Below are 16129 nucleotides of genomic sequence, written 5' to 3' on the forward strand. Positions count from 1 at the left end.
GGCCGACTCCAGCATTCACAGCGCGGACGATCTGTGCGGCAAGACGGTCGAAAGCGGACTGCTCGACTCGGGCACCCACCAGATCGCCACCGTGCTGTTCCGTCAGATCACCCGGGTGAAGGGAGCGGGCTGCGTCGTCCGTCCGGTGACCGGGAACCGGATAACCGAGGCGCTCCAGAAACTTCACTCCACCGGCGCGGATCACGCCGACGCGGTCCTGTGGGCGGCGGGCGCTCCCACGATGGCGGTCCAGGAATATAACGACAGCTACCAGAAGATCAAATTCGTGCCACTCGACGACTGGCAGTCGGCGATCCAGCGGGACTGGTACTCCCAGTACCTCGATGTCGGAGCCAACGTCTTCACAAGGGCCGCTATCGAGCCGGGTGACTACAACCTCATCCCGTCCCAGCCGACAGCGACCCTCGCGGTGCCGAACGGCATCGTCGCCAGTAGGTACGCCGATCCCGCGCTGGTCGAGTTCGCCGCCTGGATGATGGACGAGCACTCCRCCGAGTTCAAGGCCACCCTGTGGGCCACTCATCAGGCGCAGGCGCAGGCGCGCCGCCTCGGTTTCGCGACTCCCGGCTCCTTCATCGCGACCAACATCTGCCGGTACGTCCCGCTACATCCGGCGGCGGAGAGATACTATACACATGCGCTCGGTTATCCGACGGGATGCCCGGCCCCGACCCCCTGACCTCCGGTTCACTTGTTGACCCATCAAGAGGGTGGCCCGTAGCGTCGATCCGGGCAGGCGCCAGGCAACGGGCAGGGCGGTACCGGGCAGGGCGACGGTCGATCCGCCGTCATTGTGATGGTTGTGACGAGGGAGAACCCATGGAGAACGCAGTCATCGTCGATGGGGTACRCACGGCGTCGGGACGGGGCAAGCCGGGTGGGGCGCTGTCCGAGACCCATCCGGTGGAGCTGCTGGCCACCGTGCTGARGGCACTGATCGCCCGTAACGACCTTGATCCGGCGCTGGTCGACGACGTCATCGCCGGGTGTGTTGACCAGGCCGGCGAGCAGGCCGTCAACATCGGGCGCACCGCGGTGCTGTCGGCCGGGTTCCCCGAGTCGGTGCCGGCCACCACGATCGACCGCCAGTGCGGCTCGAGYCAGCAGGCCGCCCATTTCGCCGCGCAGGGGGTGCTCGCCGGCGCCTACGACATCGTCATCGCCGCCGGGGTGGAGTCGATGAGCCGGGTGCCGATGGGCTCCACCACTTTCGGCAAGGACCCCAACGGCCCGAGCCTGCACGCCCGCTACCCGGAGGGCCTGGCCCACCAGGGCATCGGCGCGGAGCTCGTCAGCGCCCGATGGAAGATCAACCGGGAGGACCTGGACATCTTCTCCGCGCGGTCGCACCAGCTCGCGGCGGCCTCCGTCGCGGCGGGGGACTTCGCCGGGGAGATCGTCCCGGTCGAGATCACCCTTCCGGACGGCACGACAGCCCAGCACACCGTGGACGAGACGGTCCGAGCGACCACGACCGTCGAGACGCTGGCGAAGCTCAAGCCGTCCTTCTACACCGAGGCGTACGCCGCCCGCTTCCCGGAGATCACCTGGAACATCACCCCGGGTAACTCCTCCCCGCTGACCGACGGCGCCTCGGCCGTCCTGATCATGAGCGAGACCAGGGCGAACAAGCTCGGCCTGCGGCCACGGGCCCGGTTCCACACGTTCGCGCTCGCCGGGGACGACCCGTTGCTCATGCTGACCGCGCCGATCCCGGCAACCCGCAAGGCGCTCAAGCGCGCCGGTCTGAGCATCGACGACATCGACGCCTTCGAGGTCAACGAGGCGTTCGCGCCCGTGCCGCTCATGTGGGCCCGCGACACCGGTGCCGACCCGGCGAAGCTCAACCCGCGCGGGGGCGCCATCGCGCTGGGCCACCCGCTGGGCGGATCGGGCACCCGCCTGCTCACCACGATGCTCAACTACCTGGAGGCCACCGGCGGCCGTTACGGCCTGCAGACGATGTGCGAGGGCGGCGGCATGGCCAACGCCACCATCATCGAACGGCTCTGACCTCCACCGGCCGACCTCCACCGGCCGATCCGCCGGTATCGGCCTAGCCGGTATCGGTCCACTGGTCCGCGCCCGGTGCACCGTGGGAGCCGGCCCTCACGCCGTGAACGCGGCCACGGTGAGCTGCCGCACGGCGGGATCCCGGCATGCCTGCGTGTCCGGGCCGCTCAGCCGCAGCGCCTCGGTGTTCCCCGGCGGGTACACGCGCAGCGCGGCGACCGGCGCGGTCCCCGAGGGAGGCGTGCAGCTTTCCGCCACGCCGAGATGCAGGATGCGCAGGACCGCCGTCGCGGCACCCCCGGGCACGAGCCGCACCGGCGCACCCGCCGGCCCCGTGTGCTCCGCCGCCGCGCCCACCTGCCGGCCGGCCGCGTCCACGAACGACACGCCGGGGAATCCGCGTACCACGCAGGGGCTGTGACCGATGTTGGTCAGGACCAGCCGTTCGTAGTCGCTGCCCGCGGTTCCCTGGCGGTCGACGCTGCTCAGAGCGAGTTGAGCGGTCCGGCACCGGGCCGCCACGGACGTCGCCGGAGCCGCCACCGCGGTGGCGGTACCCCCGCCGCCCGGGCCCGCGCCGCATCCGGCGACGAAGATCGACGTCGCGGCCAGGGCGAGTACCGCCGGAAGAGCCCTCCCACGAGACCTGTGCATGACGACCTCCTCGTCGCGCGGCGAGCCGGCTTGCCGGCAAGCCACCCGGTGATGTCACCTACTCCCTTCCCACTGCTACCCTCCGTGACACCGTCGGAGATCCGTCATACCGGGCTCCAGCGCTCTTGTTCTCATCGGCGCGTCCGGTTCCTCACCATCGCGTCCGGCCCACGCCCGCCGATCGACCTTTCTCCAGTACCGGGCCTGCCGGGCCACGGCACCGGACTGGCTGACTGGCTGGCCGGCCGGCCCACACAGTGATCTTCTACCGAGGCCCACTCGGGGTCTGGACCGTGCGCCAACCAGAGGTCATCGTGAAACGGACGGGCTATGAAGCGYGTTGTTGCCGCGTGACGGGGTAGGCCCGCGGGCCGGGTCGTCCCGCACCGACCGGAAGGGATCATGAAAGTCTCCGAAGACGCCGGATGTAGTTCCGGCCGACCCACGCGCGAAGAAGCGCCCGCGGGGGTCGACCGATGATCGAGGCGCTTCTGTTGGTACTCAGCCTGGTGCTCGTGGCCGCCTGCGGCGTTTTCGTCGCGGCCGAGTTCGCTTTCGTCACGGTGGACCGGCCCTCGGTGGAGCGGGCCGCCGAACGCGGTGATCGGGGCGCCCGCGGGGTGCTCACCGCGCTGCGCGGTCTGTCCACCCAGCTGTCCGGCGCCCAGCTCGGGATCACCGTCACCAACCTGATGATCGGTTTTCTGGCGGAGCCCGCCATCGCACGGCTGCTCGAGGGGCCGATCACCTCGCTCGGCGCCTCGGACGGGCTCGCCCGGGCGGCGTCGGTGGCGATCGCTCTGGTCCTCGCGACGGGCCTGACGATGGTGTACGGCGAGCTGCTCCCGAAGAACCTGGCGATCGCCCATCCCCTCGGCACCGCGTTGGCGGTGCAGGCTCCCCAGCGTGCCTTCACGAAGGCCACCGGCCTGCTGATCCGCTCGCTGAACATCACGGCGAACGCGGTGCTGCACCGCCTCGGCATCTCGCCACGCGAGGAGCTGGCCTCGGCCCGTTCGGCTCAGGAGCTGTTCTCCCTCGTCGGGCGGTCCGCCGAGCACGGCACCCTCTCCCACGAGACGGCGACGCTGGTGCAGCGCTCCCTGCTGTTCGGTGACCGGACCGCCGAGGACGTCATGACACCCCGGATGCGCATGCGCACCATCCACGCCGACGAACCGGTCAGCGAGGTCATCACCCTCACCCGGCGCACCGGGCACTCCCGCTTCCCGGTACTCGGCACGGACAGCGACGACGTCGTGGGCCTCATCCACGTGAAGAACGCGGTCGCCGTCCCCGAAGACGCCCGGGACCATACCCCGGTACGCGACGTGATGGTCCCGCCGGTGACCGTGCCCTCGACGATCCTGCTCGACCCCCTGCTGGAGACACTGCGTGCCGGCGGCATGCAGATAGCGATCGTGGTTGACGAGTTCGGCGGCACCGACGGGCTGGTCACCGCCGAGGACCTCATCGAGGAGATCGTCGGCGACGTCGTCGACGAACACGACCGGGTCAGCCCGCGCGCCCTGCGCCGGCGGGACGGCAGCTGGCTGCTCTCCGGCCTGCTGCGCCCGGAGGAGGCCCGCAACGTCACGGGGATCGACATCCCCGCGGACGACACCTACCAGACCCTGGGCGGTCTGATGGCCCGGGCGCTGGGACGCATCCCCCGGGCGGGCGACACGGCGGCCGTGGAGGGCGTGCGGTACACCGTCGAGCGGATGGACGGCCGGCGGGTCGACCGGATCCGTCTGGGCCCGATCGCACCGACGGACGCCACGCCGGAGACGGATGCGGATCCACCGGTCGCGGACCCCGCGGATCGCCGCCCCGGCGCAGACCCGGCAGACCCCGCAGACCCGGCAGACCCGGCAGACCCGGCAGACCCGGCCGCCGAGGGGGCCGAGGGGGCCGAGGAGGCCGAGACCGCCTCGGCCGGAAGGGCGGGGTGGGGATGACCGACCTGCTGGCGATCGTCGCCACCGTCGTCCTGCTGGCGCTGAACGCGCTGTTCGTCGGGGCCGAGTTCGCGCTGATCTCGGCCCGGCGGTCGAACTTGGAGCCGATGGCCGAGGCGGGCTCACGACTGGCAAAGATCACCCTTGGGGCGATGGAGAACGTCTCGTTGATGCTCGCCGGGGCGCAGCTTGGCGTCACCGTCTGCACCCTGGGCCTCGGCGCTCTCGGGGAACCGGCGGTCGCGCATCTGCTCCGCGGGCCGTTCGAGGCGGCCGGGATGCCCTCCGCCCTGCTGCACCCGGTGGCCTTCGCCATCGCGCTGGGCCTGGTGACCTTCCTGCACGTGGTCGTCGGCGAGATGGTCCCGAAGAACATCGCGCTGGCGATGCCGGAGCGTGCGGTCCTGCTGCTCGCCCCGCTCCTGGTCGGAGTCGTCCGAGGCGGCAAGCCGGTCATCGCGCTGCTCAACACGATCGCGGCCGTGTCGTTGCGGCTCGTCGGTGTCGAACCGAAGGACGAGATCGCGAGCGTCTTCACCCGCGACGAGGTCGCCGGACTCATCGAGGAGTCGCATCGGGAGGGTCTGCTCGCCGAGGACGAGCACGACCTGCTGACCGGGGCGCTGTCGTTCGAGGAACGCACCGCGCGTGCCGTCCTGCTCCCGCCGGACGGGCTGGTCACCGTGTCCCCGGCGGTCACTCCCCGGCAGGTCGAACAGCTCGCCGCGCGCACCGGATTCACCCGCTTCCCGGTGCGGGACCCCGAGGGCGGGCTGATCGGCTACCTGCACCTCAAGGACGTGCTGGAGACCCGGCCGGAGCGGCGGTCCAGCTCGGTCGCGGCCAAGTGGATCCGGYCGCTGGCCCGGGTCGGCGCCGACGACAACCTGCGGACGGCACTGGCGACAATGCAGCACTCCGGCGCGCATCTGGCCAGGGTCACCGACGCCGACGGTACGGTCCTCGGGCTCGTCGCGCTGGAGGACATCCTGGAGGAGCTGGTCGGGGAGATCCGCGACGACGCCGTTCGCACGGCCGTGGTCCCCACCCACCAGCCCGCCTGAACCGTCCGGTCCCGTATCTCCCGTATCTCCCCGGCTACCTTGCCTATCCAGGCCTATCCAGAGGCTTTTGTGCCTGATTTATCCCTCTGGATAGGCAAGGTGGGGATCAGCGGCGGGGGTCCCGGGCGAYGATGACCGCCATCGACGGCGCCCACCAGTAGCTGCAGTCCGCCGGCGGCTGCAGGCCGTCAACGACGCGCACGCTGAAGGTGCGGAAGTAGCGGAGCAGGGCCCGCTGATGCCGCCGGGACACCGAGTCGATCTCGTTCGAGTAGTAGGTGAACGAACCGCCGTCGGCCAGGTGGTCGGCGGCGTGCGCGAAGAAGTGCTCGGCGAAGGTGGAACTGCGCACGAAGTACTCGTCGACCTCGGTCTCGTCAAGGGGGTAGGTGTCAAAGAGGATGCCGTCGAACCGGCCGAGGCCGGGCATGGTCTCCTGCCAACGCCCGGTGACGATCTCCACCCCGCGGCGCCCCGCGGGGCGGGCCCACTGCTCGGCGACGCGCACCGTGGCCGGGTTCGCCTCGATGATCGTGTGCCGGGCCGGACCGATCTCCTGGACGAACCCGGCGGACAGGCCCAGGCCGAACCCGACCTCGAGGACGGTACCGCCCGGCCGGGTCACCTCGGCGGCCAGCGCCCGCATCAACGGCGCCTCCCAGGTCTGCATCACCTCCTGGCCGGAGACGAGCAGCGTGCCGTCGACCACCGCGGGGACCGCCGCGTCGATGGCTGTGTCGATCGTCGGACGAGGCGCCCCGGCCACCATCGTGCCGGCCGTCTCATCCAGCGCGCTGAGATCGGCGACGAACTCGTCAAGGGCCCGGTCGAGCAGCAACCGCCGTGGCTCCTCGGAGACCGGGGCGAGCAGGGAGCGCGAGGTCGGGGTCAGTGTCACGTCGAACTTCGCCGCACGGCGGAGCACAGGACCTCCCAGATCATGCATCTTTGCCGGTATTGCGCTATGTTCCATCCATACTGGTTCTGTCCATACTGCGATCTTCCATCCCTTACTGCGATACTCGGCCTGTGCACCCGCACCCGTCCAGGCATCCGCCATATCTGAGAGGGTCGCCGGTCTCGGCGCACCTTGGGAGCGGGGCACGGTGACGGGGACGACGCCACCTCCGCTGCCCGGCGACGCCGTGCGCCCGCTTCAGCTGACCGATCCGCGGCGGCTCGGGGTCTACCAGGTGATCGGCCGGCTCGGGCAGGGCGGCATGGGCACCGTCTTCCTCGGCCGGGCACCCGACGGAAGCGCCGTCGCGATCAAGATGATCAGGCCGGAGCTCGCGCAACGGCCCGAATTCCGCGCCCGGTTTGCCCGCGAGGCCGAGAGTGCTCGTCGGGTCCGCCGGTTCACCACGGCCGCCGTGCTGGACGCTGATCCGTACGGGCCCCAGCCCTATCTCGTGACCGAGTTCGTCGAGGGTCCGACGCTGTCGAGGCGCGTCTCCGTACGGGGGCCGCTGCGGCCCGCCGATCTCGAACAGCTCGCGGTCAGCGTGACGACCGCCCTGAGCGCCATCCACGCGGCCGGGATCGTGCACCGCGACCTCACCCCCGGCAACGTCCTGCTGTCCCCGGTCGGCCCCAAGGTGATCGACTTCGGCCTGGCCCGCGAGTTCAACGCGGACACCGACCTGAGCCACAACGTCCGGCACGCCATCGGTACGCCCGGTTACATGTCCCCGGAGCAGATCCTCGACGCACCGATCACCTCGGCGGTCGACATCTTCGCCTGGGGCGCCGTCATAATCTTCGCCGCCACCGGGCACGCGCCGTTCGGCACCGGTCGCATCGACGCCATTCTCTACCGCATCGTCAACGAGCCGCCGCGGCTCGACGGAGTTGGCGGCGAGTTGCGCAACCTCGTCGAGATCGCGATGGCGAAGGACCCGGCGGCCCGGCCGAGCGCGGAGGAGCTGCGGACGGCGCTGATCGGCGGGGGTACCCTCCCCGCACGCCCGGAGCCCGGCTCCATACCGTCCGGACCGCCCGGCGCCGGGCCCACCGGACGTGCCCGCCGCTGGGCTCGGCGCCGGCCGTCAGGCGCCGCGGGGTCGGCGCCCAGGTCGGAGCCGCCGCCCCGCGGCACGGGCAGCACCGGCAGCACCGGCAGCACCGGCGGTACCGCCGCGAACGTGGCGGACATGCCCGTCACCCAGCTGTCCCCGCCGCCTGTCGCCTCGCCGCCGCCGATCCCAGCCCGGACCCCGCCGCCGATACCGGCCCGGACCTCCCCGCCGCGTGGACAGCCCGGGTCGGTACCCCCGCATCCAGCAGGAACCCCACACCCGCCGGCACCCAGCCCATCACCACCGGCCCCATCACCACCGGCCCCATCCAGGCTGCGGTGGTCTCGGACGGCACTGCTCGTCGCCGGACTCGCCATCGCGATCACCGCCGCAACGGTGCTGATCATCGTGCCGCGCGGCGGTGGCCCGTCGCCGGTGTCGGCGGCCGACCGCGCGTCCATCTCGTCGCGCCTGGCCGCGGACGCGGCGGCCCAGCGGGCCCGGCAACCGGACCTGGCCGGCCGGCTGAGCCTCGCGGCCTACCGGATCGCCCCGACGGAGGCCGCGCGCGCGGCCGTCCTCGCGTCCTTCGCCCAGTCCACCGCCGCGCGGATCCCCGCCGGCCCCGCGGCCTTCTCCGACATCGCGCTCAGCCCGGACGGCACGACCCTCGCCGGCACCGACGACACCGGCAGCCTCCACCTCTGGAAGGTCGACGCTGCCGGCCGGCCCACCGCCACCACCGGGGGCTCCGCGAACGACCATGCGCACGGCGTCGTGTTCGACCGCTCGGGCACCCGACTCGCGACGGGTGGGGAGACCGACGCCGGCCGGCTATGGGACATCGCCGATCCGGCGCGCCCCCGGCCGCTCAGCACGCTCGACCCCCAGGCCACGCCGGTCCATCGGCTCGCGTTGTCGAGCAGCGCGCATCTGCTCGTCACCGCCGGCGAGGACTGGTCGGTGGGGCTGTGGGACGTCGCCGACCCGGCGCGGCCCGTCTCGATCCAGTTGCTGATCGGCCGCGCCGGGCCGGTGACGGATGTGGCACTGCGGCCGGACGGCGCCGTCCTCGCCATCGCCGGCGCCGGCGGCCCCGTGCAACTGTGGAACGTCCGCGACCCCCGCAGGCCCGTCCAGACGGCCTCGGTGCCCGGCCACACCGGTGCGGTGAACACCGTCGCGTTCAGTCCGGACGGACGGCGGCTGGCCACCGGCGGCGACGACCGGATCCTGCAGGTCTCCGACGTCGGCGATCCCGACCATCCGCGGGTCCTGCGCCGGCTGTCCGGCCACACCGCCCCCGTCGCCGCCGTCGCCTTCACCACCGACGATCATCTGGTGAGCGCGGACGGCGGTGGCGCGGTCGCCTACTGGGACCTCTCCGCCCCCACACCCCCGATGACCCCCCTGGGCGTCCTGGACGCACCCGCCCGGGCGGTGGCCGGGACCGGCACCGAGACCGTCGCGCTGACCACCGACAAGGGGTCGGTCCTCCTCGGGACGCTCGACCCGGCCAGGCTGCGCCGGCTGRCCTGCGCCAAGCCGGGCGCGGCCCTGAGCCCGGCCGAATGGAGCCGGCTCGTTCCCCGCCTCCCCTACACCGACTCCTGCTCCGGTTAGGACCGCTCCCCGGTCCGGTTAAGGCCCGTTCTCCCGCTCCGGTGCGGACCGCTCCCCGGCGCCGTCCGGCACGTCACGCCCCGGGGCCCGGCGACGCCGACAGCCGAGCTCACCCGCACGCCCGGTCCTCACCCGCGGCCGCTCGCCGGTGACCGCCCCCGCACGCGGGGGCGGTCGGGGGCGGGGGCGGCTAGGCCGGTACGGGTCCCACGCCGGCCGTCAGGCTCGCGAGCTTGGCGACGTTCTCCCCGACCGTGTCGTCGTTGCGGGGGACGTAGTGCGCGTCGAAGGCGATCTTCCGGCCGTTCGCCAGGTAGTAGCGCAGGAAGGCGGCGGTCGCTGGCCGGCGCAGGGCGTCCGTGCGGGCGTAGACGAACAGCGGCTTGCACAGCGGCAGGTAGAGGCCGGTACCGACCGACACGGCGTTCGGCGCGACGCACCCGTCACCATTGTTGATTTCGACACCGCGCAGCTTGGTGCCGAAGGTCTCGTAGGTGGGGAAGTCGAGGTAGCCGATGGCCGAGCGGTCGGCGGCCACGTCGTTGGCGACCCCGCTGAGATCGGTCTGCCGGTAGTCGCGGGACCGGTCACTGGCGTCACTGATCGTGGCGTTGAACACCTGCGCCTGCACGGAGCCGCGCGGCGGCCCGACAAACGTGATCGGCTCGTCCGGGAACGACGGGTCGATCTGGCTCCACCGGGTGACGGCGGAACCGGCCCCCCACACCTGCTTGACCTGCTGCAGGGTCAGACAGTGCAGCCAGGTGTTCCGCGGGTTGACCACGATCGGCAGGGTGTGGTGCGCCACCTCGAACCCGACGACCTTCTTCTCGCAGTCGGGGTTCTTGATGAACCCGGGATTGAGTTCGAACGAGGCGTCGGCGATGTCGGCCTTGCCGCTGCACAGCGCGGCGAAACCGTCCTCGGTCGTCGTGGACTCGATGCTGACGGTGACGTTGCGCTGGACCTGACGAAATTCGTTATAGGCGGTCTCGGTAATCGGGGCGACCTCCGAGGATCCCGCCACCCGGACGAGGTTCGCGGCGGAGGCGGGTGGCCCGGTCGGGCYGGTGGCGGATGGGGCCGGCGACGCGGTGACCGCCGGGGCGGCCACCGCATCCGCCCCGGAGCCCGCCCCGGAGTCACGGCCGGTCAGCACCACGGCGAAGGTCGTCCCGAGAGCCAGGAAGAGGACCACGACAATGGCGGCGACGACCGCGGCCCGCCGGGAGCCGAAGATTCCCCGGCCGTCCCCGGCGGAGGCACCGTGCGGGCCGCCCACACCGCCCGTCGAGAAGTCCGAGGGCAGGTCGAGCTTCCCCGGCGGCCCGAGCAGAACGTGGTCCCGATCGGCGCCCACCGTCATGAGGCCGGGTGGGATCCGGTGACCGGACGTGTCGGACGGGCCCGGCCCGCCGACGACGATCCCCGGCGGCGGGGAATCCGCCGCGCCACCCGAGGAGATCATCGTGTCGTCCCCGGCGCCCAAGCCGTGCGGCGCGGAGCCGTCCGGGCCGCTGAGCACCGTCGCCGCGGCCGTCACGCCGTCCGCCTCCGGCACGCCTCGGATCCCGGCCGGACCCGCCGCGCCCGCGAACCCCCTCGGCCCGGACAGCCCCCTCGGCCCGGACAGGAAGGGCGGCCGCGAGACCAGGTCCGCGGCGTCCGGCGGCCGGATCACCGCGGTGACGTCGGAGGGTTCCTGAGCAGAGGGTTCCTGGGCGTCACCGACCTCGCCCGACGCGCCGAAACCGCCGGCGGTCACCGCCCCGACGGCTCCAAAGGCCGCGGGCGCACCCGGAACACCCGGAACACCCGGAACACCCGGAACACCCGGTGCACTCCCGGCGCCGACGGCGCCGAACCGGTCAGCGAGGTCGGCGGCGAGCAGTGCCGCGCCCATCGCCACATCCGCGTCCGAACCGTGGTCGATCCGGCCGATCCCGCTGAAGGTCTCCCGCAGCCGGCGGGCCACCAGCGGAAGGTGGGAGATCCCGCCGGACAACAGGATCCGGGACAGCTCGGCGGAGGTCACCGGCACCGAGCGGAGCGCCCGGCGAAAGGTCATGATTGTGTCATCGACAATCGGGCCGATGAGGGTCTCCAGCTCCGCCCGGCTCAGCGTGACGAAGGTATCGGCTCCGGGAAGGGAGACCGGAACGTCAACCTCGTCCTCACCGGAAAGGATCTCCTTCGCCTGCGCGCATTCCCGCCGCAGCCTGCCGAGCGCGGTCCGGATCATCGGGTCGGAACGGTCGAGCGCCGCACGCTCGACACCCGCGCCGGTCAGCACCCGGTCGACCAGGAGCTCGTCGAGCTCGAGGCCGGCGCCGTGGCGCAGACCCGCGGCCAAGCCGAGCAGCTGGAACCCGAACGGCGAGAAGGACAGGATCCCCGTGTCGAGGAAGCCGGCGCCGAAGTCGTACCATCCGACCAACTCGACGGTCTGGGTCGAGGAGCCGTGAGACAGCAGGGTTCCGATCGCGTCGGCGGCCGGGAACGCCGCGACGGGCACCGTGACATCGGAGAGCTGGCTCACGGCGTCCGCGAACACCTCGCGCCGGGCCGCCGACCAGAACGTCGGGAACGTCACGACGACCTGGTCCGGTTCCGACCCGAGCTGCTCGGTGGCGGCCGTGACGAGGTAGGACACCAACCGGGCAATCAGCCCCTCCCGGCTGTAGGCGGCACCCCCGAGCAGAACGGGACCGCTGTCCCCGAGCGGGCGCAGGAGGTCGGTTGCGGCACGCTCGGGGTCGACCAGCGACCGGCGGTCCGCCGAGCGCGCGAACTGCAGGCCACCGGCCGGGGCGGCGTAGATCACCGACGGCAGGCGACGCTGACCGCTCAGTTCGAGCACGCGGGGCCAGCCTCCGTCCGCCACCCCGACGATCGTGTTCGCGGACCCGAGGTCGATACCCAGCTGATAGCTCACCGCGTCTCCCGAAACCCACGCGATCATCACGGCGACCGGAGCCACGGTACTCCGCTCGGCCGCCGGAGATCCTTCCACTCCCGTTACCACGATCATCGTAGACGTTTGACCAGGCAATATTTGTGTCCGGGAGCGGACAAAATATTTCCGGCTCCCGTTGAGCCGGTGAGCAGGTCCCTGAGTTGCCGAATGGTGCCGGACGGTGCCGAATGGTGCCGAGCCCCGGCCCGACCGGCCTGCCGTGGGCGGAACTGTGGAGGGTTAGGCACAGTCCAGCGGCCGTGGGCCGTTCCTAACCCTCCACACTTTTCCGTCGTGGCTTTCCGTCGCGGCTTTCCGCGGCGTCGGAGGGTGCCGCGGCCCGGCCCTCGTGGGCGGCCAGGCCATCATGCGCGGCGAGGATGGCGTCGGCGGCCAGGCTCGGGGGGAGGGTGCCGTCGCGGACCCGCCGTTCAAGGTCCGGAGTGATCTCGCGGACCCCCGGATCGGCCCGCAGGCCCGCGAGCAGCCGATCGTGGACCATCGCCCACATCCAGTCGACCTGCTGGCGGCGGCGGCGGGCGGCGAGTTCGCCGGAGGCGTCGAGGGTGTCCTGATGCTTGACGATCTGCGCCCAGACAGTGTCCAGCCCCGTCCGCTCCACCGCGCTGCACGTCAGCACCGGGGTGTTCCAGTCCCGGAGACCGGCGGGGCCCTGCAGCAGCCGCAGCGCGCCGGCGAGTTCCCGGGCGGCACGGCGGGCGTCGAGCTCGTGCGGCCCGTCGGCCTTGTTCACCGCGATGACGTCGGCGAGCTCCAGCACCCCCTTCTTGATGCCCTGGAGCTGATCCCCCGTGCGGGCCAGGGTCAGGAACAGGAAGGTGTCGACCATGTCGGCGACGGTCGTCTCCGACTGGCCGACGCCGACCGTCTCGACCAGGACAACGTCGTAGCCCGCCGCCTCCATGACGACCATCGCCTCGCGGGTCGCCTTGGCGACGCCACCGAGCGTCCCCGCGGTGGGCGAGGGCCGGATGAACGCCGCCGGATCGGTGGACAGCGCCGCCATCCGGGTCTTGTCCCCCAGGATGCTGCCGCCGGTACGCGTCGAGGAGGGGTCGACGGCGAGCACCGCCACCTGGTTTCCCTTCCCGGTGAGCATGGTGCCCAGCGCGTCGATGAACGTCGACTTGCCCACCCCGGGCACCCCGGTGATGCCGATCCGACGGGCCTTGCCCGCGTGCGGCAGCAACGTCACCAGCAGCTGCTGCGCGAGCTCCTGGTGGTCGGGCCTGGTGGACTCGACGAGGGTGATGGCCCGCGCGATCCAGGTCCGCGACGAGGCCAGCACCCCGTCGGCGTACTCACCCGGATCGATCGGTCGTCGGGTCACCATGCCGGATACCATGCCGGATCTGCCGTCACTCGGGGCGGGTCAGGCCGCGGGGTGAGCGGGGTGAGCGGGGTGACCGAGCTGGGCCGACAGGGTCGCGAGCAGGTCCAGCGCGGCGTCGGCGATGACCGTGCCGGGCGGGAAGATCGCGGCGGCGCCGGCGGCCCGCAGCTCGTCGAAGTCGCCGGGAGGGATGACCCCGCCGACCACGATGAGGATGTCGGGCCGATCGAGCGCGGCGAGCTCCTCGCGCAGCGCGGGCACCAGGGTGAGGTGGCCGGCGGCCAGCGAGTTGACGCCGATGATCTGGACGTCCGCCTCGACGGCCTGGCGGGCGACCTCGGCCGGGGTCTGGAACAGCGGGCCGACGTCCACGTCGAAGCCGAGGTCGGCGAACGCGGTGGCGATCACCTTCTGGCCGCGGTCGTGACCGTCCTGGCCCATCTTCGCGACCAGGATCCGGGGCCGGCGACCCTCGGCGCGTTCGAAGGCGGCGGCGGCCTCGCGGGCGGCGACGATGTTACCGGCGGGTCCCGCCTCGTCCCGGTACACCCCGGAAATGGTACGGATCTGGCCCGCGTGACGCCCGTAGACCTTCTCCAGCGCGTCGGAGATCTCCCCGACCGTCGCCTGAGCCCGGGCCGCGTCGACGGCGAGCGTCAGCAGGTTCTGCTCCAGCCCGGGGCCGCGGCGCCCGTCGCGGGCCGCGTCGGCCGCCGCGGTCAGGGCGTGCAGCGCCGCCTCCACCGCGGCCGGGTCACGGTCGGCGCGCAGCCGGCGCAGCTTCTCGATCTGCTCGGCGCGCACCGCCGAGTTGTCGACCTTGAGCACCTCGATGCCCTCGTCCGCGTCGACGCGGTACTTGTTCACTCCGATCAGCGGCTGGCGGCCGGAGTCGATGCGGGCCTGGGTGCGGGCGGCGGCCTCCTCGATACGCATCTTCGGGATCCCAGCGTCGATGGCCTGCGCCATGCCGCCCGAGGCCTCGACCTCGTCGATGTGCTCCCAGGCCCGGCGGGCCAGGTCGTGGGTGAGCCGCTCGACGTAGTAGCTGCCGCCCCACGGGTCGATCACCCGGGTGGTGCCGGACTCCTGCTGCAGCAGCAGCTGGGTGTTGCGGGCAATACGGGCCGAGAAGTCCGTCGGCAGGGCCAGCGCCTCGTCGAGGGCGTTGGTGTGCAGCGACTGGGTGTGCCCCTGGGTGGCGGCCATCGCCTCCACGCAGGTGCGCACCACGTTGTTGAACACGTCCTGGGCGGTCAGCGACCAACCCGAGGTCTGCGAGTGGGTCCGCAGCGACAGCGACTTGGCGCTCTTCGGGGTGAACTGGTTGACCAGCCGCGACCACAGCAGCCGGGCCGCGCGCAGCTTGGCGACCTCCATGAAGAAGTTCATGCCGATCGCCCAGAAGAACGACAGCCTTGGTGCGAACGCATCGATGTCCAGCCCCGCGCCCAGCCCTGCCCGGATGTACTCGACCCCGTCGGCCAGGGTGTAGGCGAGCTCCAGATCGGCCGTCGCCCCGGCCTCCTGCATGTGGTAGYCGGAGATCGAGATCGAGTTGAACCGCGGCATCCRCCGCGAGGTGAAGGAGAAGATGTCCGAGATGATCTGCATCGACGGCTGCGGYGGGTAGATGTAGGTGTTGCGGACCATGAACTCCTTGAGGATGTCGTTCTGGATGGTCCCGGCGAGCTGCCCCGGGGCCACCCCCTGCTCCTCGGCCGCGACGATGTAGAGCGCCAGCACCGGCAGCACGGCGCCGTTCATGGTCATCGACACGCTCATCTTGTCCAGCGGGATACCGTCGAACAGCTGGCGCATGTCGAGGATGGAGTCGATGGCGACGCCGGCCATGCCGACGTCGCCGGTGACCCGTGGGTGGTCGCTGTCGTAGCCGCGGTGGGTCGGCAGGTCGAAGGCGACCGACAGGCCCTTCTGCCCGGCGGCGAGGTTGCGCCGGTAGAAGGCGTTCGACGCGGCGGCGGTGGAGAACCCGGCGTACTGGCGGATGGTCCACGGCTGGGTGACGTACATCGCCGGGTATGGGCCGCGCAGGAAGGGCGCGATCCCCGGGTAGGTGCCCAGGAAGTCCAGGCCCGCGGTGTCGGCGGCGGTGTAGAGCGGCTTCACCGCGATGCCCTCGGGGGTATCCCAGGTCAGCGCGTCGGCGTCCTTGCCGGTCGCCGCCTCCAGGGCGGCCCGCCACTCACCCTCCGCCGTGTCCGCCCCGGCCGGCGTGGTGCCCAGCTCCACCGCGGAGAAGTCCGGGATCATCGTGGCACGTTGCGAGCTGTCCGTGGACATCAGGCCACCCCAACCTCGGCGAGCGCCGCCCGCAGCACGGCGACGGCGTCGCATCCAGTGAACACGTACCCGCCGATGCCCGCGGCGGCGTCGGTCCGCGCGCGCGCACCGGCCTGGCCCGCGAGCCACACCCGGCTCGCCCCGGCGGCCCGCAGCGCCTC

10 protein-coding genes are annotated in these 16129 nt (G+C 71.9%); 5 read left to right on the forward strand and 5 right to left on the reverse strand.

Annotation, left to right across the window (positions count from 1 at the left end; translation table 11 throughout):
* Together KBI5_RS10650 and KBI5_RS10655 are read left to right on the forward strand one after the other, a co-directional pair.
* On the forward strand, positions 1-700 hold a 700-nt coding region (locus KBI5_RS10650), incomplete at its 5' end, for a TAXI family TRAP transporter solute-binding subunit (RefSeq protein ID WP_133057001.1).
* Positions 701-840: 140 nt separating this feature from the next.
* Positions 841-2034 (forward strand): acetyl-CoA C-acyltransferase, encoded by a 1194-nt coding sequence (locus tag KBI5_RS10655; RefSeq protein WP_085015145.1) that lies wholly within the window; start codon positions 841-843, stop codon positions 2032-2034.
* Between the two features lie 96 nt (positions 2035-2130).
* Here KBI5_RS10655 and KBI5_RS10660 read toward each other — a convergent pair whose 3' ends face one another.
* A complete protein-coding gene (locus tag KBI5_RS10660; protein WP_011437383.1) occupies positions 2131-2688 on the reverse strand; it encodes a DUF4232 domain-containing protein in 558 nt (185 codons plus the stop codon).
* 476 nt (positions 2689-3164) lie between these two features.
* Between KBI5_RS10660 and KBI5_RS10665 the strand changes: the two genes are divergently transcribed.
* Both KBI5_RS10665 and KBI5_RS10670 read left to right on the forward strand, forming a co-directional pair.
* On the forward strand, positions 3165-4649 hold the full coding sequence (locus tag KBI5_RS10665; protein ID WP_085015146.1) for a hemolysin family protein: 1485 nt from the start codon (positions 3165-3167) through the stop codon (positions 4647-4649).
* Entirely contained in the window at positions 4646-5713 is a 1068-nt protein-coding gene (locus tag KBI5_RS10670) for a hemolysin family protein (protein WP_085015147.1), read from the forward strand. Before KBI5_RS10665 ends, KBI5_RS10670 begins: the two co-directional genes overlap by 4 nt.
* Before the next feature lie 106 nt (positions 5714-5819).
* Here the strand turns inward: KBI5_RS10670 and KBI5_RS10675 are convergent, their stop codons facing one another.
* Positions 5820-6638, reverse strand: a complete 819-nt coding sequence (locus tag KBI5_RS10675) for a class I SAM-dependent methyltransferase (RefSeq protein WP_085015148.1) — start codon at positions 6636-6638, stop codon at positions 5820-5822.
* A 181-nt stretch (positions 6639-6819) separates the two neighbouring features.
* Here KBI5_RS10675 and KBI5_RS10680 point away from each other — a divergent pair, with 181 nt between their 5' ends.
* Positions 6820-9354, forward strand: a complete 2535-nt coding sequence (locus KBI5_RS10680) for a serine/threonine-protein kinase (protein ID WP_085015149.1) — start codon at positions 6820-6822, stop codon at positions 9352-9354.
* A 190-nt stretch (positions 9355-9544) separates the two neighbouring features.
* Here the strand turns inward: KBI5_RS10680 and KBI5_RS10685 are convergent, their stop codons facing one another.
* The 3 genes from KBI5_RS10685 to scpA form a co-directional block, all read right to left on the reverse strand.
* Positions 9545-12289, reverse strand: a complete 2745-nt coding sequence (locus tag KBI5_RS10685; protein WP_241882815.1) for an Hsp70 family protein — start codon at positions 12287-12289, stop codon at positions 9545-9547.
* Between the two features lie 292 nt (positions 12290-12581).
* Positions 12582-13664, reverse strand: coding sequence for a methylmalonyl Co-A mutase-associated GTPase MeaB (gene meaB, locus KBI5_RS10690; RefSeq protein WP_049761101.1), 1083 nt, complete (start codon positions 13662-13664; stop codon positions 12582-12584).
* A 39-nt stretch (positions 13665-13703) separates the two neighbouring features.
* The gene (gene scpA, locus KBI5_RS10695) at positions 13704-15968 is read right to left on the reverse strand and encodes a methylmalonyl-CoA mutase (RefSeq protein WP_085015150.1); all 2265 of its coding nucleotides are present in this window, start codon (positions 15966-15968) and stop codon (positions 13704-13706) included.
* Between the last annotated feature and the right edge of the window lie 161 nt (positions 15969-16129).

It is taken from the genome of Frankia sp. KB5 (genome assembly GCF_002099325.1).
Classification (GTDB): Bacteria; Actinomycetota; Actinomycetes; order Frankiales; family Frankiaceae; genus Frankia; species Frankia casuarinae.